The sequence below is a fragment of the Hymenobacter sp. 5516J-16 genome (genome assembly GCF_022919335.1).
Classification (GTDB): domain Bacteria; phylum Bacteroidota; class Bacteroidia; order Cytophagales; family Hymenobacteraceae; genus Hymenobacter; species Hymenobacter sublimis.
Genome location: NZ_CP095058.1, coordinates 1,498,223 through 1,516,811, shown reverse-complemented (window position 1 = coordinate 1,516,811; position 18,589 = coordinate 1,498,223). Strand labels below are relative to the sequence as shown.

Here is an 18,589-nt window from a genome sequence, read left to right as displayed (position 1 = left end):
GCCGACTACCCCAGGGTAGCCGGCCTTTTAAGTAGAAGAGGGGAGGAGCTAAAATTTCGCCCCGACGCTAAACTGCAACTCCCGCACCCGGAATTCCGATTCGCTGCTGATGGCCCTACCCCGGTAGGTGCTCTCGAACTTGGAGGCTTCCGGAACCAGCACGTTGTAGGGCGTGTCGGAAGCGGTGAAAGACAGTAGGAGCCGGTCGTTGGTGAAGTACAGGCCGGGTTGGATAAAGCTGTAGCTGTAGCCGTTTTTGCTGAGGTTAATCATTTGGCCGAAGGAAACACCCGGCAGCAGATGACCCGATTCACCTAAATTAAACTGGTAATGGATGCCCCAATCGAGGCGGGCCCGGGTGAGCAGGCGGCTGATGTGTTCCCGGGAGTAGCTGGTGATGCCGGGAGCCGGGAAGCTTTCCTGGTACCCAGTGCGAAAGTTCAGCAGCTGCATATCCACGCCCACAGTGCCGGACAGCACCACGCGGTTGGAAAGCGGCTTAAAGGCTTTCACATCAACGAAGCCGGAGTACGTGTCCCGCATCTCGGGTTGGGCATCCTCGCTGCCGGAGTACGACATGGTGCGGAACTGGGTGATTTTGGGTCCGGCCTCCACGTATACTCGCCAGTTGGTGGTGTCCTGCGCCGCGCCCACGTGCGCCGACAAACAGGCCCAAGCACTCAAGGCGGCTAGGGTAACTTTTTTCTGCATGCTATAAAAAAGAAGGGGTGGCTACGAAAGAACCGGCCACGAAGGCCAGTGCCCACAAGACAACTCAGGGCGCCGCACCCCTTAACCGCCTCCCCGATAAACAGGGCGTAGCAGCTGGTGCTTTACTCTCGATTCCAGCCCCTTATTTAGGCGCAACGAAACGTCCGGCCTACAGCCCGTTCTGCTTTTTCGTGCCCCGAATGGCCTGGGCTTCCAAGGGATTTTCAGGCCAGTAGTGCTTAGGGTAGCGGCCGCGCAGTTCCTTGCGCACCTCGAAGTAGCTGCTGGTCCAGAAGCTGCGCAAATCGCGCGTGACCTGGGCGGGGCGGTAGCCGGGAGAAAGCAGGTGCAAGGTGAGAGGTACGCGCCCGCCCGCCACCGTAGGCGTGTCCAGCAGCCCGAATACCTCCTGCAAGCGCACCGCCAGTACCGGCGCGGCGGGGTCGGCATAGTCTAGGCGGATGCGGGAACCGGTGGGTACTTCCAGGTGGGCGGGAGCCAGCCGTTCCAGCTCCTGACGCTGGCCCCAGCCGCCGGGTAGCAAACCCAGCAGGGCCTCCCCGAAGTCAACGCGGCCTAACTCCGCCCAGCTTTTTACCCCCGTCAGGTAAGGCCCCAGCCACTCTTCCAGGCTTTCCAGCAGCGCGGCATCCGAAACGTCGGGCCAGTTTTCGGGAAAGATATGGTGCAGAAAAGCCAGCCGTTCCCGCAGCTGAGCGGCGGCTTCGCTCCAGGGCAGGCGCGCCACCCCGCCTTCCCGAATGGCACCTAGCAGAGCGGCCGTAAGCAACTCGGGCGCGGGGTTGGGAAGGGTCGTATCGGCTAGCACTAGGGCTCCCAGCCGCCGCAGCCGCCGCGCCGTGACGCGGCCCGCTGCTTCGTCCCAGCGTACTTCCTCGCGCGTGTCTATCTGCGGCTCGAAATACTGTTCCAGCTCGGCTTTGCTCAAGGGGCAGCTAGGCTGGCCCGGGGCTGGGCAGCAACCCCGTCAAGGGCCGCCACGGCAAAAAACACGTCCTGCTGCCCGAAAAACTCAGCCGGTAACGTAGCCCGCTGCCCACTGAGTAGGCGCACCCGCTCGGGCGTTTCGCGTTGGGCGAGGCGGTCGGGGTAGGCGAAGGCTGCCAGCAGCCCGGCTGCATCCGGCTGAATTTCACCTTTGGCTCCCGCGCGGTGGCGCAGTACGGCCGCTGCTTCCCGCACCCGCCGCACGGCCGCCGCATCTGGCACCAAGCCCGGAAGTGGAGCCCGGCCCGTTGCCAACGCTTCGAGGCGCAGGCGTAAATCAGGCGGACCAAACGTGCCGTCGGCGGGGCGCAGAATGTCGCGCTCCGTCAGCAAAGCAGCCAGGGCGCAAGCCGTAGCTCCGTGCCCGACTTCTTGCCCCCGTACCACCAAGTGAGCCAAACGCGGAGCTAGGCCTAGGCCCGCCAGCGCGCGCCCGTGGGCTGTTGGGTAACCCTCAGCCGTTAAAGCTTGCAACCGTGTTAGCAGGTCGCGGGCCTGGGCTAAAGCCGGGGCGGGCGGCGCATCCAGCCACCGCAGGGCCGTAGCGTCGCGGGCACCCCAAAGCGCCAGTTCCAAAGCGAGGGGGCTGAGGTCGGCGGTGAGGATTTCGGGGGCCAAGTGGTGGGGTAGTTCCCGGTACTCAGCTTCGGTCCAGAGGCGGTAGCAGGTGCCCGGACCCAAGCGGCCGGCTCGCCCCCGGCGCTGGTCGGCGGCGGCTTGGCTTACGGGCTCGGTGCCGAGGGTAGTGAGGCCGGTGCGCGGCTCGAAGCGGGGCACCCGGGCGTAGCCCCCATCCACTACAATCGTAACGCCTTCTATGGTCAGACTGGTTTCGGCAATGCTGGTGGCCAGCACTACTTTGCGCCGACCAGCCGGGGCCGGGCGCAGGGCGGCGTCCTGCTGCTCAGCGGGCAGCTCGCCGTGCAGCATGTGCACGTCTATGTGCTCGGGTAAGGAAGCCAGCTTGTCGGCTACCCGGCGCTGGTCAGCTAGGCCGGGCAGAAACACGAGCACGTCGCCGGTAGCGTGTTGCTGCAAGGCTTCCCGGATGATGGCCGGCGTTAGGTCCTGGAGCTTCTCGTGGGGCCGGCGCGACACGGTAGCCGCGCGTTGCGGACTCAGGTAGTGGGTGTCAACGGGAAACATGCGGCCCAAACTGCGCACTACCGGGGCGCCTAGCCAAGCACCTAGCCGGTCGGCGTCCAGCGTAGCCGACATCACCAGAATCCGCAGGTCTGGGCGCAGCACGCTTTGGGCGTCCAGGGCCAGGGCTAGGCCTAAGTCAGCCTGCAGGCTGCGTTCGTGAAACTCATCAAACAGCACGGCGGCTACGCCTTCCAGGGCTGGGTCGTCCTGGAGCTGGCGGGTCAGAATCACTTCCGTTACTACCTCAATTCGCGTCCGGGCCGATACTTTGCTTTCCAACCGCATGCGGTAGCCCACGGTTTGGCCCACCGGCTCGCCCAATAGCTGCGCCATGCGGGTAGCGGCCGCCCGCGCCGCCAGCCGCCGCGGTTCTAGCACCAGGATGCGGCCGTCTTCGCGCCACGCGGCTTCTAGTAAAGCCAGGGGCACCAGGGTGGTTTTGCCGGCTCCGGGCGGGGCCTGCAATACGGCTACGCTGGAGCTGTCAAGCGTGCGAAGCAGCTCAGGCAGGGCATCCAGAATGGGAAGGGTGGGGAAGTGCACGGTGGGCGGTTGCTATTGGCTTCGGATGATTAGTACACGGCCACCGTGGGGTCTACCCGCTGGCTCCAGGCGTGAATGCCGCCACGCAGGTTCAGTAGGTTGGTAAGCTCGTGGCGGTGTTGCAGGTAGGCTAGGGCCTGCATGGAGCGCACGCCGTGGTGGCAAATCAGCACGGTGGGCCGGTCGGGGTCAATTTCCTCGGCCCGGCTGGCCAGCTCGCCCAGCGGAATTAATACGCTGCCCTCAATGCGGCAATACGTAAACTCTTCCGGCTGGCGCACATCAATCAGCTGCACATCCTGGCCGCCCTGGAGGCGGGCTTGTAGGTCTTCGGGGTAATTTCGGGCAGCATAACAACCGGTCGTAAGGAGAGAAAATGCCTGACAAGCCACAAAATTACCCTAATGCTCGTTAGCTTTGGCCGTTTCCGTCGGGCGGCTACCCGGCGCGGCCATAACCCCTTCTTTCCGTTGTCTTTCTGTGTTGGAGCCCTTATATGAGTTCTGGACCGCCGCTGCCGGCGGTAGTCCGCTGGAATGGGTTGCCGTGCTTACGGGCTTCGCGTGTGTATGGCTGGCGGCCCGGGAGGTTATCTGGAATTTCCCCGTTGCCATCTTCAGCTGCGCGCTCTACATCGTAGTCTACTACCGCCAGGACCTGTACGCCGACAGTCTGCTGCAGATTATGTTCATTGGGCTGAGCGTATACGGGTGGTACGAGTGGCTGTACGGGGGCCGTAGCCGGACCGAGCTGCACGTCTCGCGCACTACCCGGCCCGAGTGGCTGCTGTGCGCCGTGTTCATCCCGGCATTCACCGCGGGCTTTGGCTACTACCTGGCCCACTACACCAAGGACTCCGTGCCGTATTGGGACAGTCTGACTACTGCCGGCAGCCTGGCCGCGCAATTTTTACTGATGCGTAAGCGGCTTGAAAACTGGTGGTTGTGGGTAGTAGTGGATATTATCTACGTGCCCATTCTGTGGTCTAAACAGCTTTATCCCACTAGCGCCCTGTATGCGCTGTACTTGGGGCTGGCTGTGTACGGCTACCTGCAATGGCACCGCGCCTACCAGCGCCAGCAGGCTGCCGAACTTCAAGCCGCCTGATCATGCTGCGAGTTGCGCTGACCGGCCCCGAATCGACGGGAAAAACTACCCTGAGCCGCCTGCTGGCTGAACACTACCACACGGTATGGGTCCCGGAGTATGCCCGCCACTACCTAGAAGAGCGCGGGCCGAACTACACCCTGACCGACCTGGAGGAAATAGCCCGCGGCCAGTTGGCAGCGGAGGCCGCTGCCGCCGCTGCCGCCGCCCGCTTAGGCCAGCCCATTATCTTTTGTGACACCGATTTGCTGGTGATAAAAATCTGGTCAGAGCACGCCTTTGGGCATTGCCCCGATTGGATTCAGCGGCAGGTGCAAGTGCAGCAGTACGGCTTGGTGTTGCTGCTAGGCGTGGATTTGCCCTGGGAGCCGGACCCGTTGCGGGAGCACCCCAACCACCGCCAGTACTTCTACGACCTCTACCAGCGGGAACTCCGCGAGCAATTTTCGAACTTTGCCGAAATCAGCGGTACGCCCAGTCAGCGGTTGGAAGCGGCCTGTTTTCACGTCGATGCGCTGCTGGCCCACCGCCGGCCGGCGGCGGCCGACTCGGCCTACCTGGCCGGCCCGCCCCCGACGAAACGATACCCTTTCTCTGAAAATTTCGTTGTGCTACCTCGTTCCCTCTCCGGTATCCCGCGATTCGTATTTGCATGACGTATTACCTTGAAAACGAGCAGTGCCGTGTGGGCCTCAACGCCCACGGCGCCGAGCTCAGCAGCTTTGTTCGGAAAGATCTGGCGAATCTGGAGTATATCTGGCCGGCTGACCCAGCCTTCTGGAACCGCCACGCCCCGGTGCTTTTCCCCATCGTCGGGCGCCTACCCCAGGACGAGTACACCCACCAGGGAAGCCGCTACAGCCTCAGTCAGCACGGTTTCGCCCGCGACCAGGAGTTTCGGGTGCAGCAGCACTCGGGTACGGCCGTTGCCTTTGAGCTGCACGCTACCGAGGAAAGCAAAACGCGCTTTCCCTTCGATTTTGTGCTGCGCATTACCTACCGGCTGGCTGGCTCCCAACTGACCGTGGGCTGGGAAGTCGAAAACCCCAGTCACGAGGAAATGCTCTTTAGTATAGGGGCCCACCCAGCCTTCCGGTGCCCGCTAGTAGAGGGAGAAAGCTTCGAGGACTACGACTTCGTGTTCGACCAGCCAACCACCGCCGAGCGCTACCTTCTGGATGGGGGCCTGCTAACGGGACAGAGTGAGCCCCTGTTGCAACACCAGCAAGTGCTGCCGCTCAGTTACGAGCTATTCGCCCAGGATGCGCTGGTGCTCAAGCACTTCGACTTTTCTCACCTTACCCTGCGCAGCCGCCGCTCCGGTCGCGCCGTGCGGGTCCGCTTCGAAGGGTTTCCCTACCTCGGTCTCTGGACCAAAGGTCCCGGGGCACCCTTCGTGTGCATCGAGCCCTGGCAGGGCATTGCCAGCTCCACCACCGGCTCCCCGGAGCTGGCCGATAAAGAAGGCATCCTGACTTTGCGGCCCGGCCAGCAGTTTTCAACCTCCTACAGCATCACCGTTGAGTAACCTAAGCATGACCTCCGAGATTACCATCCGCCCCATTCAGGCGGCCGATACCTACCCGCTTCGCCACACCGTGCTGTGGCCCCAAGAGTCCATCGACTACGTAAAGCTGAACCAGGACGAGCAGGGCCACCACTACGGGGCCTTCCGCAACGGCAAGCTGGTTTCCGTCATTTCCCTGTTCATTGACGGCAACGTGGCCCGCTTCCGCAAATTCGCTACCCGCCCCGACTGCCAGGGCCAGGGCATTGGCTCCCAGCTGCTGCGCCGCGTGCTAGATGAAGCCCGCGAGAAAGGGGCTCAGCGCATCTGGTGCGACGCCCGCGCCGTGAACGAGAACTTTTATCGGGCCTTTGGCCTAGAACCCGAAGGCAACCGTTTCTACCGCGGCACCATTCCGTACGTGCGTATGGCCAAGAGCCTGTAGCCGCTCGATAACCATACACTAACAGCCGGGCCCCGTGACCAGATAGTGTCACGGGGCCCGGCTGTTTTGTGAGCGGCAAGCTAGAATTCCAGGGGTACCCGGGGCGGTTGTAGTCTGGCTCCCAGTCATTGATAGGACGGGAAATGCCGGGAGGCAGGTCGAAATCAGGTAGTCCGTCGTCGAGCGGTTCGCCACCGTCATCGTCATTGTCGGGGCCGGGGGTGCCGGGTGCGGCGGCGGGGTAGTACCAACAAAAGCCCGGTGAACACAAGTACCACGAGCAGGTAAAGGAGGCTGGTGATGGTCATGGCGGAGAGAGCAAAAGTTCAACAACGGGACTCACGAAAACGGCAGCAGCTACAACAGAAACGGAGGTGCGGGGCGGGTTGTTTTCCCAAGCCATCATTTTGTGAGGCCTAGCATGCTACCATCTAATTTACTTGATTGTCAAGAGATAAAGTACTGTTTGGCTCTTGATTTATAACTAGATTGTCTGGGCGTAGCGCAAAACTCAAAACTTCCGGTGTACCTTTGGCCCAGAAGTTTTAGGGGTGCCACGCTAGTAGCGCGCGGCTGAGATCATACCCATTGAACCTGCCCGGGTAATGCCGGCGAAGGGAACAAACGATCCGCGAACGAAAAACCTGAGGTGCCGACCCCTGGCACCGGGTCCGTTCCATTTTTTCCATTTTTCACCGTTGAAAAATTCTTTACTCACCGGAGCAGCGCTGCTGGCGCTATCCGGTACGGCATGGGCGCAAGGCCCCGTGTCCGGCACCGTTACAGATGCGCGCACCGGCACGCCCCTGCCCGGCGCTACCATCCTGCTGGATGGCACCCCAGCGCCGCTACCACTGCGGCCGGCACTTTCACCCTGCCCACTGTGCCCGCCGGCCTCCACGAGCTGCGCGTAACCTACCTGGGCTACGAGGCCCTAGTGCAAAACCTGCAGGGGCAAGCAGCGGAACAGCGCTTGGCGCCGGCCCTGCAACCGGGGGCGTGGCCATTGGTGAGGCCCTCGTAACGGCCTCCCGTGCCAACGACCGTACCGCCACCGCCTACACCAACTTGGGCCGCCAGGACCTGCAGAAACGCAATTTCGGGCAGGATTTACCTTACCTACTGGACCAGACCCCTCGGTGGTCGTGACTTCCGACGCCGGGGCGGGGTAGGCTACACCGACATTCGCATCCGGGGCACCAGCAACACGGGCATCAACATGACCATCAACGGCGTGCCCCTGAACGATGCCGAGTCGCATGGCTCGTTTTTAGTGAACCTGCCGGATCTGGCTTCATCTATCAGTAGCATTCAGGTGCAGCGGGGGTAGGTACCAGCCAGAATGGCGGGGCAGCTTTCGGGGCCAGCCTCAACATCTCTACCCTCGATAACCGCCGCGAAGCCTACGCCGAAACCCAGAACACGTTTGGCTCCTTTAACACCTGGCGCAACAACGTATCGTTCGGTACGGGCCTGCTCGGCGGGCATTTCACCGTCGATGGCCGCCTCTCGCGCATAGCCTCTGATGGCTACGTGAAGCGCGGCGCCTCCGACATGAAGTCGTACTACCTCTCGGCCGGCTACCAGGGCAAAAGCACGTTGCTCAAGTTCATTACTTTCTCGGGCCGCGAGAAAACTTACCAGGCCTGGAACGGCGTGCCCGAGCCCGCCATTACCGGCGACCGGGCCCTGCTGCAGCAGTACATTGATAACGGGGAACTGAGCACCGCCGACGCGGAGCGAGTCCTGCGTGAAGGCCGCCGCTACAGCTACTACACCTACGACAACCAGACCGATAATTACCAGCAGAACCACTACCAGCTCCATCTTTCCCAGGGCTTGGGTGAAGACTGGAACCTGGGCGCGGCCCTGCACCTAACGCGGGGCTTCGGCTACTACGAAAGCTACCGCGCCAACCGCAAGCTAGTCGACTATGGCCTGCAAAACGTGGTGCTGGGCGATACCACCATCAAACGCAGCAACCTAGTGGACCGCAAGTGGCTGGATAACTACTTCTACGGCGGCACCTTCGCCCTGAACTATCAGCCCCGCGAAGGCAAGCTGCAGGCTACCCTGGGCGGGGCCTGGAACCGTTTCACCAACGACCATTACGGCGAAGTTATCTGGGCGCAGTACGCCTCCAACGGCAGCATTCGCCAGCGCTACTACTTCAACGACGCCGTTAAAACGGACTACAACGCCTACGCCCGCGCTACCTGGCAGGTGCTACCCATCCTGGGCGTGTACGGCGACCTGCAGGTGCGGCGCATCCGGTATACTATTGATGGGGTAGAGGACGACCAGAACGACGTGACTACCCGCGCCAAGTACCTGTTCTTCAACCCTAAATTGGGTGCCACAGTTACCCTGGCTGCGGGGCAGCAGCTCTACGCTAGCTACGCCGTGGGCCAGCGCGAGCCCGTCCGCTCCGACTTTACGGACCGCCCGGCCGGCGACCAAAGCGCCAAGGCCGAGTACCTGCAGGATGTCGAAGGGGGCTACCGGCTCACGTTGCCGGCTACCTCCTTATTTGGTCCGGTCACGGCCCTGCGCTTTGAGGCCAACTACTTCTACATGAAGTACCGCGACCAGCTGGTTGCCACCGGCCAGCTCAACGATGTGGGCACGGCTCTGCGCACCAATGCCCCGCGCAGTTACCGCACCGGCGTGGAACTGACCGGCTTTGCCTCCGCCAACGACAAGCTCAGCCTGAGCAGCACCCTCACGCTCAGCCGCAACCGCATCCAGAATTTTCGGGAGGTAACCTACGATGCCAACTACAACCCCGTGACGGCCGCCGAAGGGCGCAGCACTACCATTTCCTACTCGCCCTCCGTAGTGTCGGCGCACACCCTGGAGGGGCAGCCAGTGCGGGGGCTGCGCCTGGCCCTGCTCTACAAAACCGTGAGCCGCCAGTACCTCGATAACTCCACCAGCGAAGACCGGCGCATCAAGCCCTACCAAGTGCTGGATTTTCGGGCCCGCTACACCGTTCGGCCGCAGTTCATGAAGGAAATCGAGCTGGGCTTGTTGCTCAACAATGTGCTCAACCGCTGCTACGTGGCCAACGGCTACACCTATGGCTACCCCGGCCCGATGGCCAGCAACAGACCTTCAACTGGTACTTCCCCCAGGCTACCCGTAACTTCCTGGCCTCGGTAGGGTTAAAGTTCTAGCCAACCTGAACAGTAAGGCGCTTAAATAGCTGGTAAAAGCTGGGTGGAAAGCGCTGTTATACAGATCAATTTTCATACTTTCGGCACAGGCTTTGCACGAGGCCGAGTAGTAAATTTCCCGATCAGGAATCTGCCTCCTGGTCGTTTTTCGGTGCCTGAGTTGGGGTGGGTCTTTGGCATTCCCAACCTCGCCTCCCGGTACCCCAAAACCCTGACCAGTCCCCTATCTGGTCAGGGTTTTTCGTTTTTCAGCCTTCCCAGAAACTGCCCGGCGGTCCGTAGCGAAATACGTATCTTTGGCAGTAAACCCACCCCCTTTCTACTATGTCTTCCCAAGCTGACGTTCTCTCGACCAAGGCCCAGGTGCAGCGCAACAAAGGCTCGCTTAACGCCGCAGGTTTCACGGATTACTATGACATCGACGGGCTGCTGACGGAGGAGCACAAGCTCATCCGCCAGAGCATCCGCGACTTTGTGAAAAAGGAAATTTCGCCCAACGTGGAGCAGTGGGCCCAGCAGGCGCACTTCCCCTCGGAAATCGTGCGCAAGTTTGGGGAGGTAGGAGCTTTTGGGCCCACCATTCCCACGGAATACGGCGGGGGCGGGCTGGACTACATCAGCTACGGCCTGATTATGCAGGAAATCGAGCGCGGCGATTCCGGCATGCGCTCCACGGCCTCGGTGCAGGGTTCCCTGGTGATGTTCCCGATTTACCAGTACGGCTCGGAAGAACAGCGCCGCAAGTTCCTGCCCAAGCTGGCCTCGGGCGAGTGGCTGGGCTGCTTCGGCCTCACCGAGCCCGACCACGGCTCCAACCCCGGCGGCATGACCACCACCATCAAGGACATGGGGGATTACTACCTGCTCAACGGCGCCAAGCTTTGGATTTCCAACTCGCCCGAGTCTCAGGTAGCCGTGGTGTGGGCCAAAGACGATAACGGCCGCATCCGGGGCGTTATCGTGGAGCGGGGCATGGAAGGCTTTTCTACCCCCGAAATCCACAACAAGTGGAGCTTGCGCGCCAGCATCACCGGCGAACTGGTGTTCGAGGACGTAAAAATTCCCAAGGAGAATATTCTACCCAACATCGACGGCCTCAAAGGTCCGCTCAGCTGCCTCGACTCAGCCCGCTACGGCATTGCCTGGGGCGCTTTAGGGGCGGCTATTGACTGCTACGAGTCGGCCCTGAAGTATTCCCTGCAGCGCGAGCAGTTTGGTAAGCCCATTGCTTCCTTCCAGCTCCAGCAGCGCAAGCTGGCCGAAATGATTACTGAAATCACGAAGGCTCAACTGATGGTGTGGCGCCTAGGCATGCTCAAGAATGAAGGCAAAGCTACCTCGGCGCAGATTTCCATGGCCAAGCGTAACTCCGTAGAAATTGCCCTGGAAATCGCCCGCGAAGCCCGCCAGATCCACGGCGGCATGGGCATTACGGGCGAGTACCCCATCATGCGCCACATGATGAACCTAGAATCAGTAGTAACCTACGAAGGCACCCACGACATCCACCTGCTCATCACCGGCGCCGACATCACCGGCATACAGGCGTTCAAGTAATACTACGATTGACTTAAAAAGAACAGCGCCGCCCTCTGCAACAGAGGGCGGCGCTGTTCTTTTCAATGGTATGTTGCTGCAACTGCTACGAAGCAGCAGCCACCCAACGGGCTACTTTTTTTCCAGATAGTAAATCGTTTGGCTGAAGACGGTGTTGCCGCCGCTTGCCACGTCGCTGGGAGCCACGCTTACCAACCGCCAGCCGTCAGCAGTATACTGGTTTACCGCGGCCATAGCGGCTTTGTGAACTTCCGTCATGTTGCTGGCCATTTGCTTGGCGCTGAAACGGCTGAAGTCGATTTCTCTGACTTGCTCTTTGCCCTCGGGGAAATAGTGACGATGCTAGCCTGGGCATTAAACCCCAACGAAACCCGCGAAATAATCATCATATATCCGCCGGGGCAACCTGAGAGGAGGCAGGCACGAGTGGCGCCACCGCAAGGGCAGAACCTAAGGAACAGGTGCTAAGAACAAGGGCCGCTAGAAGTACACGAGTTTTCATCAGAGGTAAAAAATGTAGAAGAATAAGAAAGGGGAACTGCTGAGCCGTAAAGTACAGACTTGTCAGCCAAAGTGCAGCAGTGACTATTAGTCTAGGCCTGGTAGATTTCTGCCACCGGCCTCAGCCATCCGGTGAGGAGTGCTTCGGGTGGGTCGTTAAAAGCTCAGGAGGCCGTATTGTAAGTCAGGTAAGTTCTGGTTGGGCTGGCCTAAACCCGTTCCAGAGTGTATGTTTACGCCGCTACACTCCACTTACTACCCATGTCAACTGCTTCTCAACCGCTGGTACTTCTTGAATGCCTTGTGGCCGGTACTACCCACCGCGACGGTCTGCGGGCTTTTGAGCCGCGCCTGCAGCCGGGGCAGCAACTGGCCCTGGCGCGCGAGGCCGATAGTGTGTATGATGATTGGGCCGTGCGCGTGCTAACCACCGGCATCGACGCCTTTTGGCTGGGCTACCTGCCCGAGGGGCGCAACGAAACAGTGGCCCGCCTGCTGGATGCCGGCTACCCCCTCAGCGCCCGCCTAACTCACAAAGCCTGGGAAGAAGACTGGCTGCACCTGGAAATTGAAGTGCTGCTGGTAAACTAGTTCACCACCTCGTCCAATCACTATTTTACAGCGTATCGGCGAGGGCCAAAATTTCCTGGCGGGCCTGCTGAATTTCTGACGATTCGGGGAAGGTTTGCTGCACCCACAGCGTGAAGCCGCTGACCATTTCGCCCACGGCCTGCCGGTTGCTGACGGGCTCGGCCTCCACGGTGGCTGCCTCGGCTTCAGAAAGCGTGGGAAAGGCGTCTTCCAGCCCCAGCCGGCTCATTACATCCGACACGAAAATCATCCCGCACACCTGCATACCCTGGTAGAGCTGCACTAGCTCCGGCATGGTGAGGGTAAGCTGTTCCCGCGCCCGCACGCGGCTCAGGTGTTCAATCAGCGGCTCCAGGGCGGGTGGTTGCAGGTGGGGAAGCTCCCCTACGGCTCGCAGAAACGGATGGTCGGCGGTGGCGGGCAGGCTGTGCACGAGCAGCAAGGCCAGCCGCAACATCTGCAGTTGGGGCTCCGATAGGCGCAGATTGGCTGCCGGCGGGGTAGGGGAGGGCTGGGTTGTCAGCAGCTTGGTAAAAGCCTCCTCAATCTGAAGCCGGTGCAGGCCCAACGAGGCCGTGCCGGCGGGTGCTGCTACGTGTTCTTCCAGCGTGTTCAGAAAGGCGGCGCTCAGCTCCAGGCAGTAGGTTTTCAGGTATTCCAACTGGGGTTCATCTATCTGCATTTGCTCCCGCACGTAGGCCAGCACGGGCGTAGCCAAGGACGTTTCCAGCGTCAGCCGGCCCAGCAGGAGCAGGTGGTATAGGTCTAGGGGTTCCGCCTGCAGGCTGGCTAGTAGCTCCTGGTGGTTCTGAATCTGGTTCAGCTCCTGTACTTTTCGGCCATCGAGGGTAGTAAGCGCGGTTAAGCGTTGCGTTTCCGGCTGGCTGAGCAGCTCCGCCGCTGCCATGCCGTGCAGGCTTAGGCAGTGAGCCAGCTGGTCGTAAAAGTCAGTGGGAAGGGCATCAAGCCAGGAAGCAGCGGACATGAGAAGCAGAGCGGGTGAAGCGGCAAGATACGGGTCAGGGAGAACCTGAAAAGGGGTACGAGCAAATCCGGTAACAAGATTTTACTAACCTGATTAGTTAAATAGGAATACGTGGATATTTTTTGCTAAAAAAGGCACCAACCCAACTCGCCAACTGTTACCTTTCCACACGCTGAACTACATTGTACGCTTATGCGCGAACCGTATATGACTGGTGGCAACGACCACATGGATGCCACTGAAAAGGACATCGACAAGGCCCTGCGGCCCCTTTCCTTCGATGATTTCACCGGCCAGGGCAAGGTAGTCGAAAACCTAAAAGTATTCGTGGCTGCCGCCAAGCACCGCGGCGAGGCCCTCGACCACGTACTGCTGCACGGCCCGCCCGGCCTAGGTAAAACTACTCTTTCGCACATCATTGCCAACGAGCTGGAATCGGGCATCAAGATGACGAGCGGCCCGGTGCTGGACAAGCCTTCCGACCTGGCTGGCCTGCTCACGAACCTGGAGCCGAACGACGTGCTCTTCATTGATGAGATTCACCGCCTGAACCCGGTAGTAGAGGAATACCTGTACTCGGCCATGGAGGATTACCGCATCGACATCATGCTCGATTCGGGTCCGAATGCGCGTTCGGTGCAGATTTCTTTGTCGCCGTTTACGCTGATTGGTGCCACTACCCGCTCGGGTATGCTGACCTCGCCGTTGCGGGCCCGTTTCGGCATCAGCGCCCGCCTAGAGTACTACGATTCAGCCTTGCTGACCACGATTGTGCAACGCTCGGCCGAAATTCTGGGCACGCCTATTTATGAGGATGCAGCCTTCGAAATTGCTCGTCGCTCCCGCGGTACGCCCCGGATTGCCAATAACCTGCTGCGCCGCACCCGCGACTTCGCCCAGATTAAAGGCACCGGCACTATCACCCGCGAAATTGCTCAGTTTGCCCTCAACGCCCTCGACGTAGACCAGAACGGCCTCGACGAAATGGACATCCGCATCTTGAGCACCATCATTGACAAATTCAAGGGTGGCCCCGTTGGCCTAGGCACCATTGCCACTGCCTGCGGCGACGAAGCCGAAACCATTGAGGAAGTGTACGAGCCCTTCCTCATTCAAGAAGGCTTCATCAAGCGTACCTCCCGGGGCCGCGAAGCCACCGAGCTGGCCTACCAGCACCTGGGCCGCCAGATGCCCCAGCACCTGCGCGGCAACACCGGCACGCCGGGGGAGTTGTTTAGTTAAGTTATAGGACGTTTTGCCAAGCGGCGGAAAGCACCAAGTTGGGTAGTTTTCCGCCGCTTTTTTGCGCGATAAGTTAGGCGCTTATGGGCAGCAGTAGTTGTGGGAATAGCACAAGTAGCAATTACTAGATGAATACCAGGAAATTTGCAGCTGAGCTTCAGTTGATTGGTGTTAACCCTTTTGTGGACGTGCCCCTTGAGGTACTGGCTTTTCTCTTTGAGCAGGCTGGAAAAGCCAAAGGGCCTATTCCGGTGCGAGGTACCGTCAATCAGCTGCCGTATCAGCAAACACTGGTAAGATTTAGTGGGGCGTGGAGGCTGTACATCAATCTGTCGATGCTAAAGAACTCGCCCAAGCGGATTGGCGAAACTATTCAGGTAACTATTGCATTTGATCCGCGAGAACGGGCCTTGCCCGTGCACCCGCAGCTAGCTGAAGCACTGGATAAAGTCAGGGAGGCGCAACAGGTTTTCAATCGGCTAACTCCTTCCCGGCAGCAAGAAATAATCCGCTACATCACCCGCTTGAAAACCGATGAAAGCCGGGCCCGCGCTGTAGGCAGAGCAATTGATTTTCTGTTGGGTAAAGGTCGGTTTATCGGGCGCGATACTCCATAGTGTTAATGCAAACGAGCCAGATAACGCCGCTGGCTGAACGGGGCAACCCGGGATAGAATGCTGTAGCTTTGTAATTCGTCGCCTCCCTTTTCATGCTACCCACCGCCCACTATACTGCCTTTATTAAACGCCGGGCGGCGGAGCTGGGCTTTATGTACTGCGGCATTTCCAAGGCCGAGTTTCTGGAGGAGGAGGCGCCGCGCCTGGAAAACTGGCTAAACCGCCACATGAACGGGCAGATGGCCTACATGGCCAACCACTTCGATAAGCGCCTCGACCCGCGCCTACTGGTGGACGGGGCCAAGTCGGTGATTTCCCTGCTGCTGAATTACTACCCCCCGAGGAAGCCCAACAGCCCGAAGACACGCTCAAAGTCAGCAAGTACGCCTACGGCCGCGACTACCATTTCGTCATCAAAGACAAGCTTAAAACCCTGCTGCAGGATATGCAGGAGGAAATAGGAGAGGTAGGCGGCCGTTGCTTCGTTGATTCAGCGCCGGTGATGGACAAGGCCTGGGCTAAGAAGAGCGGCTTGGGCTGGGTAGGAAAAAACTCCAACCTGATTACGCCCGGCGTGGGCTCGTTCTACTTCATTGCCGAGCTGATTGTAGACGTGGAGCTAGCCTACGATGGCCCCATTAAAGACTACTGCGGCTCCTGCCGGAAGTGCCTCGATGCCTGCCCTACTCAGGCCATTACGGAGCCCTACGTGGTAGATGGCAGCAAGTGCATCAGCTACTTTACCATTGAGCTGAAAGACCAGATTCCGCGGGAAGTAGAGGGTAAATTTGGCAACTGGGTGTTCGGCTGCGACATCTGCCAGGACGTGTGCCCCTGGAACCGCTTTGCCAAGCCGCACCAAGAGCCGCAGTTCAACCCCCACCCCGGCCTGAAGGACCTCACACCCGGCGACTGGCAGGAAATCACCCATGAGTTGTTTTCGGAACTGTTTCGGCAGTCGGCGGTAAAACGCACGGGTTACGCGGGGCTGCAGCGCAACATCCGGTTTGTGTTGGGCGAGGAGCCGGCCCCGCTACCGCCCGTTGTTGCCAATTCAACGGAGCCGAAAATGTAAGCAGCTAGTTAGGCCCTAAACACGCCGGAGCCGGAAGCAGGCCTGCCCATAGGCAAGCGACTTCCGGCTCCGGCGTGTGGAAAGAAATGGGTTGGTTAGGCGGCAACCGTCGGCTGGGTGAACACACGGTTCAGGATGCGGCGGTACAGGGCGGAGAACTGCTGGTAGCACCAAGCTTTCAACTCCGAAAGCTCTGCCGGCACCAAGGTGCGGAGGGCTTTGCGTAGCTCCTTCTCGAAGAGAATCTTGTCGAAGCTCACTTTGAGCAGAATGGTTTTAGCGTACTCGAGCATGGGTGAAGTTGGTTTTCACTAAATGGTAAAAGAGCGGTTCATTAGGTGGGTCGGGGCAGTGTACGAAAGCAGTTAAAAAAAGCTTAACTGTACCGGGGCTCTTTTGCGTCTTTTGTCGAAAGATACAAAAAAATAAATCCTGAGTGCAAGTGTCAGACAGCCGCCTCTACAAATCGGTTCCAGAAGGCCACGAAAAAAGGGACGCCGAGGCGTCCCTTTTTGAGAAGAATTCAGAAAACGAAATATGCAGCCTGTTTTCGCGTGTTTGCTAGTATATAAATAACAGCGCCAGCTCAGTGGCGGTAGTCGCATCCAGGGGCTCGTCAAATGCTTCTGCAACCTTAGCCAGCAGAGCTTCCCGGCTTAATAGTGGGTCGCCCACGTTAATAGGTAGCGTGGTTTCAAAGGGAACGGCACGTGGGCCGGGCGTATACTGTACTACGGCAGCCTCGCCGGCGTACGCCTTGTCGGGGTGGTGCCGGCGGTGGTAATGGCCGCATCAGAGGGGCTTACCCAGCTCTTAACCACGGCCCCACGCTGCCGGCGCATGGTACGGATATGGGAGGCGTGACGAGCTTCCGTGGAGTGTGTGCGCACAAAGGCCTCCAGCAGGTAGTTATCCGATACCAGAAACTCTACCTGTCCTTTGTAGGCCCGCACCCCGGCATCCTCAAGCAGCTGCGCTACCCTCAGGAAAGTATCTAGGTTGGTAAACACATCCGGGTATAAGGCCGGCTGGGCGCCGTTCTTACTGCCAGTAAAGTCGAAGTTAGGCTTGGCGGGAACTACGGCACCAGCCTCGGTGAGCAGGCGCTGCAGCAACGCTACGTGCTGATTTTCGTGGGTGGCAATGGTTTGAATGGCTGTCCGGTTCTCAGTTGAACCGAAGAAGGTAGCCGCATTGGGCAGGGCCAGCGCCCGAGTGTAAAACTCGCTTTCTAAGTATTCCAGGGTAAGCGCCAGCTTTATTACATCCAGAACGGTGGTGTTCAACAGCTTAGCTTCTGCGGGGTAGGCAACGCCGTTACTACCGCTGGTAGCAGGGCGCCTACCTTGCCTAGGCGGGTAAGCGCCACTCGCCGCACCGATATGTCGTCGGTCGGGGTGGTAGTAGCAGGAGAAAGGTCGGCAATTCGAGACAGGAAAGTCAGAAAATCCATAACGGCAGGCGCAGCTTAGATAGTAGGCAATGACGTGGCCACTAGCGTTATGGGCACGTATTTGGCAATGAGGGCGGTTACTTCCACGGGAGTTTTCACGATATCCAGCCCGGCTAGGTCGCCAGTGGCCGTCACTACATCGGCATCGGCAAAGGAAGAGGCCTGAACTTGGTCGCGCACAAAAGCCGCGTGGCGAGCTTCCACCGAAGCCAGCTTTACCAGCAGCTTCAAGTAGGTAAGGTGGCTACCGTCGGGAGCAATTTGAAGCAGCTTGGCAACGCCATTGTACGCCGCTACGCCCACATCCTCCAAGGTACGGGCGGCAGCGTACACCTCGCTCCGGCTGGTAAGAGCAAGAGAAGTGAAGTTGAATACCAATGCGTTGGTGCCAGCATTGGCATCATATGCATTTGAGCCTAGCGCAAACTTCAACGTTTCCCGATGAATTACTTCATGGTCACGCAGATCTATGAAAGCGGCCCGGTCGGCGGCCGTAAAATCGAGGGGGAAACTACTCACCACCTTCTGGTAGAAAGCGGCTTCCAGCTGCTCTAACAGGTACACGTAGTTGAGCAAACCCAGATTGTCGTTGGAAAACGTGAGGGCGCCCGGGGTGGTAGGAGTTGGGGTTTCCGTATCGTCGCTGCCGCAGCCAGCTAGCACCAGGGCAGAAGAAGCGGCAGTAGCACCCGCTACGCGAAGAAAAGAACGGCGGCGCAACGTACGCCCCAAAAAGGAGAAAGCAGAGTCAGACATGCGGTAGTAACTCGGCGGGGAGCAGCCCAACGCAGGCCGCAACTTCCCGATTAACAAAGGTACTCCGATAAACCGGGATGCACCACTACGAAGAGTAACGGCCGCACCGAAAGGTTGCGTGCGGGCAAAAACACAAAAAAGGACGGCCCCGAGAGGGCCGTCCTTAATT

At 59.6% G+C, this 18,589-nt stretch carries 22 protein-coding genes, 1 pseudogene and 1 riboswitch; of the genes and pseudogenes, 13 read left to right on the top strand and 10 right to left on the bottom strand.

All coding sequences use genetic code 11. The features are described 5' to 3' along the window. Nucleotides 1-48: 48 nt before the first annotated feature. The 4 genes from MUN84_RS07385 to MUN84_RS07370 all read right to left on the bottom strand — a co-directional run bounded on the left by MUN84_RS07385 (nt 49) and on the right by MUN84_RS07370 (nt 3,704). On the bottom strand, nt 49-711 hold the full coding sequence (locus MUN84_RS07385) for a hypothetical protein (RefSeq protein ID WP_244697294.1): 663 nt from the start codon (nt 709-711) through the stop codon (nt 49-51). 169 nt (nt 712-880) lie between these two features. Further along, nucleotides 881-1,660, bottom strand: a complete 780-nt coding sequence (locus MUN84_RS07380) for an ATP-dependent helicase C-terminal domain-containing protein (RefSeq protein WP_244697293.1) — start codon at nt 1,658-1,660, stop codon at nt 881-883. Continuing rightward, nucleotides 1,657-3,408 (bottom strand): ATP-dependent helicase HrpB, encoded by a 1,752-nt coding sequence (gene hrpB / locus MUN84_RS07375; RefSeq protein ID WP_244697292.1) that lies wholly within the window; start codon nt 3,406-3,408, stop codon nt 1,657-1,659. The genes MUN84_RS07380 and hrpB overlap by 4 nt, the downstream gene beginning before the upstream one ends. Nucleotides 3,409-3,437: 29 nt before the next feature. Beyond that, nucleotides 3,438-3,704 (bottom strand): rhodanese-like domain-containing protein, encoded by a 267-nt coding sequence (locus tag MUN84_RS07370; RefSeq protein WP_244697291.1) that lies wholly within the window; start codon nt 3,702-3,704, stop codon nt 3,438-3,440. Between the two features lie 184 nt (nt 3,705-3,888). On the opposite strand from MUN84_RS07370, the gene pnuC reads away from it, so the two are divergent. From pnuC to MUN84_RS07325, 9 genes are all read left to right on the top strand, one after another. Beyond that, on the top strand, nt 3,889-4,515 hold the full coding sequence (gene pnuC, locus MUN84_RS07365) for a nicotinamide riboside transporter PnuC (protein ID WP_244697290.1): 627 nt from the start codon (nt 3,889-3,891) through the stop codon (nt 4,513-4,515). 2 nt (nt 4,516-4,517) lie between these two features. Further along, complete coding sequence (locus MUN84_RS07360; protein WP_244697289.1) at nt 4,518-5,171, top strand: AAA family ATPase; 654 nt, start codon at nt 4,518-4,520, stop codon at nt 5,169-5,171. Next, nucleotides 5,168-6,043: an aldose 1-epimerase family protein gene (locus MUN84_RS07355; protein WP_244697288.1), complete on the top strand. Its 876-nt coding sequence runs from the start codon at nt 5,168-5,170 to the stop codon at nt 6,041-6,043. Before MUN84_RS07360 ends, MUN84_RS07355 begins: the two co-directional genes overlap by 4 nt. Before the next feature lie 7 nt (nt 6,044-6,050). Next, entirely contained in the window at nt 6,051-6,467 is a 417-nt protein-coding gene (locus tag MUN84_RS07350) for a GNAT family N-acetyltransferase (protein ID WP_244697287.1), read from the top strand. Between the two features lie 537 nt (nt 6,468-7,004). Continuing rightward, a riboswitch (TPP riboswitch) is annotated at nt 7,005-7,105 on the top strand. Between the two features lie 60 nt (nt 7,106-7,165). Continuing rightward, entirely contained in the window at nt 7,166-7,381 is a 216-nt protein-coding gene (locus tag MUN84_RS07345; RefSeq protein ID WP_244697286.1) for a carboxypeptidase-like regulatory domain-containing protein, read from the top strand. Then, a complete protein-coding gene (locus tag MUN84_RS07340) occupies nt 7,351-7,491 on the top strand; it encodes a hypothetical protein (RefSeq protein WP_244697285.1) in 141 nt (46 codons plus the stop codon). The genes MUN84_RS07345 and MUN84_RS07340 overlap by 31 nt, the downstream gene beginning before the upstream one ends. Nucleotides 7,492-7,500: 9 nt before the next feature. After that, complete coding sequence (locus tag MUN84_RS07335) at nt 7,501-7,797, top strand: TonB-dependent receptor plug domain-containing protein (protein ID WP_244697284.1); 297 nt, start codon at nt 7,501-7,503, stop codon at nt 7,795-7,797. 203 nt (nt 7,798-8,000) lie between these two features. After that, entirely contained in the window at nt 8,001-9,629 is a 1,629-nt protein-coding gene (locus tag MUN84_RS07330) for a TonB-dependent receptor (protein ID WP_244697283.1), read from the top strand. Between the two features lie 338 nt (nt 9,630-9,967). After that, a complete protein-coding gene (locus MUN84_RS07325; RefSeq protein WP_244697282.1) occupies nt 9,968-11,200 on the top strand; it encodes an acyl-CoA dehydrogenase family protein in 1,233 nt (410 codons plus the stop codon). Nucleotides 11,201-11,311: 111 nt separating this feature from the next. Here MUN84_RS07325 and MUN84_RS07320 read toward each other — a convergent pair whose 3' ends face one another. Then, nucleotides 11,312-11,458, bottom strand: a complete 147-nt coding sequence (locus MUN84_RS07320) for a DUF4177 domain-containing protein (protein ID WP_244697281.1) — start codon at nt 11,456-11,458, stop codon at nt 11,312-11,314. A gap of 504 nt (nt 11,459-11,962) precedes the next feature. Here MUN84_RS07320 and MUN84_RS07315 point away from each other — a divergent pair. Then, nucleotides 11,963-12,292: an HIRAN domain-containing protein gene (locus MUN84_RS07315; RefSeq protein ID WP_244697280.1), complete on the top strand. Its 330-nt coding sequence runs from the start codon at nt 11,963-11,965 to the stop codon at nt 12,290-12,292. Nucleotides 12,293-12,317: 25 nt separating this feature from the next. Here the strand turns inward: MUN84_RS07315 and MUN84_RS07310 are convergent, their stop codons facing one another. After that, on the bottom strand, nt 12,318-13,277 hold the full coding sequence (locus tag MUN84_RS07310; protein ID WP_244697279.1) for a hypothetical protein: 960 nt from the start codon (nt 13,275-13,277) through the stop codon (nt 12,318-12,320). Between the two features lie 192 nt (nt 13,278-13,469). Here MUN84_RS07310 and ruvB point away from each other — a divergent pair, with 192 nt between their 5' ends. From ruvB to queG, 3 genes and pseudogenes are all read left to right on the top strand, one after another. Beyond that, nucleotides 13,470-14,519 carry a Holliday junction branch migration DNA helicase RuvB gene (ruvB, locus tag MUN84_RS07305; RefSeq protein WP_188556143.1) on the top strand — a complete coding sequence of 350 codons (1,050 nt, stop codon included), beginning with the start codon at nt 13,470-13,472 and terminating at the stop codon, nt 14,517-14,519. Nucleotides 14,520-14,647: 128 nt separating this feature from the next. Next, nucleotides 14,648-15,136, top strand: coding sequence for a YdeI/OmpD-associated family protein (locus MUN84_RS07300; protein WP_244697278.1), 489 nt, complete (start codon nt 14,648-14,650; stop codon nt 15,134-15,136). A 92-nt stretch (nt 15,137-15,228) separates the two neighbouring features. Next, a pseudogene (queG, locus tag MUN84_RS07295) lies at nt 15,229-16,211 on the top strand (tRNA epoxyqueuosine(34) reductase QueG). A gap of 95 nt (nt 16,212-16,306) precedes the next feature. Here queG and MUN84_RS07290 read toward each other — a convergent pair. The 4 genes from MUN84_RS07290 to MUN84_RS07275 form a co-directional block, all read right to left on the bottom strand. Then, on the bottom strand, nt 16,307-16,504 hold the full coding sequence (locus MUN84_RS07290) for a hypothetical protein (protein WP_188556146.1): 198 nt from the start codon (nt 16,502-16,504) through the stop codon (nt 16,307-16,309). A 438-nt stretch (nt 16,505-16,942) separates the two neighbouring features. Further along, nucleotides 16,943-17,497 (bottom strand): ferritin-like domain-containing protein, encoded by a 555-nt coding sequence (locus MUN84_RS07285; RefSeq protein ID WP_244697277.1) that lies wholly within the window; start codon nt 17,495-17,497, stop codon nt 16,943-16,945. Beyond that, on the bottom strand, nt 17,494-17,664 hold the full coding sequence (locus tag MUN84_RS07280) for a hypothetical protein (protein WP_244697276.1): 171 nt from the start codon (nt 17,662-17,664) through the stop codon (nt 17,494-17,496). Before MUN84_RS07280 ends, MUN84_RS07285 begins: the two co-directional genes overlap by 4 nt. A gap of 15 nt (nt 17,665-17,679) precedes the next feature. Beyond that, on the bottom strand, nt 17,680-18,420 hold the full coding sequence (locus MUN84_RS07275) for a ferritin-like domain-containing protein (protein ID WP_244697275.1): 741 nt from the start codon (nt 18,418-18,420) through the stop codon (nt 17,680-17,682). Nucleotides 18,421-18,589 lie beyond the last annotated feature (169 nt).

What these genes read in the sequence shown, in the direction of transcription:
- MUN84_RS07280 (WP_244697276.1), bottom strand. Translation starts at nt 17,664, where the DNA reads ATGGATTTTCTGACTTTCCTGTCTCGAATTGCCGACCTTTCTCCTGCT.
- ruvB (WP_188556143.1), top strand. Translation starts at nt 13,470, where the DNA reads ATGCGCGAACCGTATATGACTGGTGGCAACGACCACATGGATGCCACT.
- MUN84_RS07300 (WP_244697278.1), top strand. Translation starts at nt 14,648, where the DNA reads ATGAATACCAGGAAATTTGCAGCTGAGCTTCAGTTGATTGGTGTTAAC.
- MUN84_RS07320 (WP_244697281.1), bottom strand. Translation starts at nt 11,458, where the DNA reads ATGACGGAAGTTCACAAAGCCGCTATGGCCGCGGTAAACCAGTATACT.
- MUN84_RS07325 (WP_244697282.1), top strand. Translation starts at nt 9,968, where the DNA reads ATGTCTTCCCAAGCTGACGTTCTCTCGACCAAGGCCCAGGTGCAGCGC.
- MUN84_RS07355 (WP_244697288.1), top strand. Translation starts at nt 5,168, where the DNA reads ATGACGTATTACCTTGAAAACGAGCAGTGCCGTGTGGGCCTCAACGCC.
- MUN84_RS07350 (WP_244697287.1), top strand. Translation starts at nt 6,051, where the DNA reads ATGACCTCCGAGATTACCATCCGCCCCATTCAGGCGGCCGATACCTAC.
- MUN84_RS07385 (WP_244697294.1), bottom strand. Translation starts at nt 711, where the DNA reads ATGCAGAAAAAAGTTACCCTAGCCGCCTTGAGTGCTTGGGCCTGTTTG.
- MUN84_RS07275 (WP_244697275.1), bottom strand. Translation starts at nt 18,420, where the DNA reads ATGTCTGACTCTGCTTTCTCCTTTTTGGGGCGTACGTTGCGCCGCCGT.
- MUN84_RS07315 (WP_244697280.1), top strand. Translation starts at nt 11,963, where the DNA reads ATGTCAACTGCTTCTCAACCGCTGGTACTTCTTGAATGCCTTGTGGCC.
- MUN84_RS07290 (WP_188556146.1), bottom strand. Translation starts at nt 16,504, where the DNA reads ATGCTCGAGTACGCTAAAACCATTCTGCTCAAAGTGAGCTTCGACAAG.
- MUN84_RS07360 (WP_244697289.1), top strand. Translation starts at nt 4,518, where the DNA reads ATGCTGCGAGTTGCGCTGACCGGCCCCGAATCGACGGGAAAAACTACC.
- MUN84_RS07310 (WP_244697279.1), bottom strand. Translation starts at nt 13,277, where the DNA reads ATGTCCGCTGCTTCCTGGCTTGATGCCCTTCCCACTGACTTTTACGAC.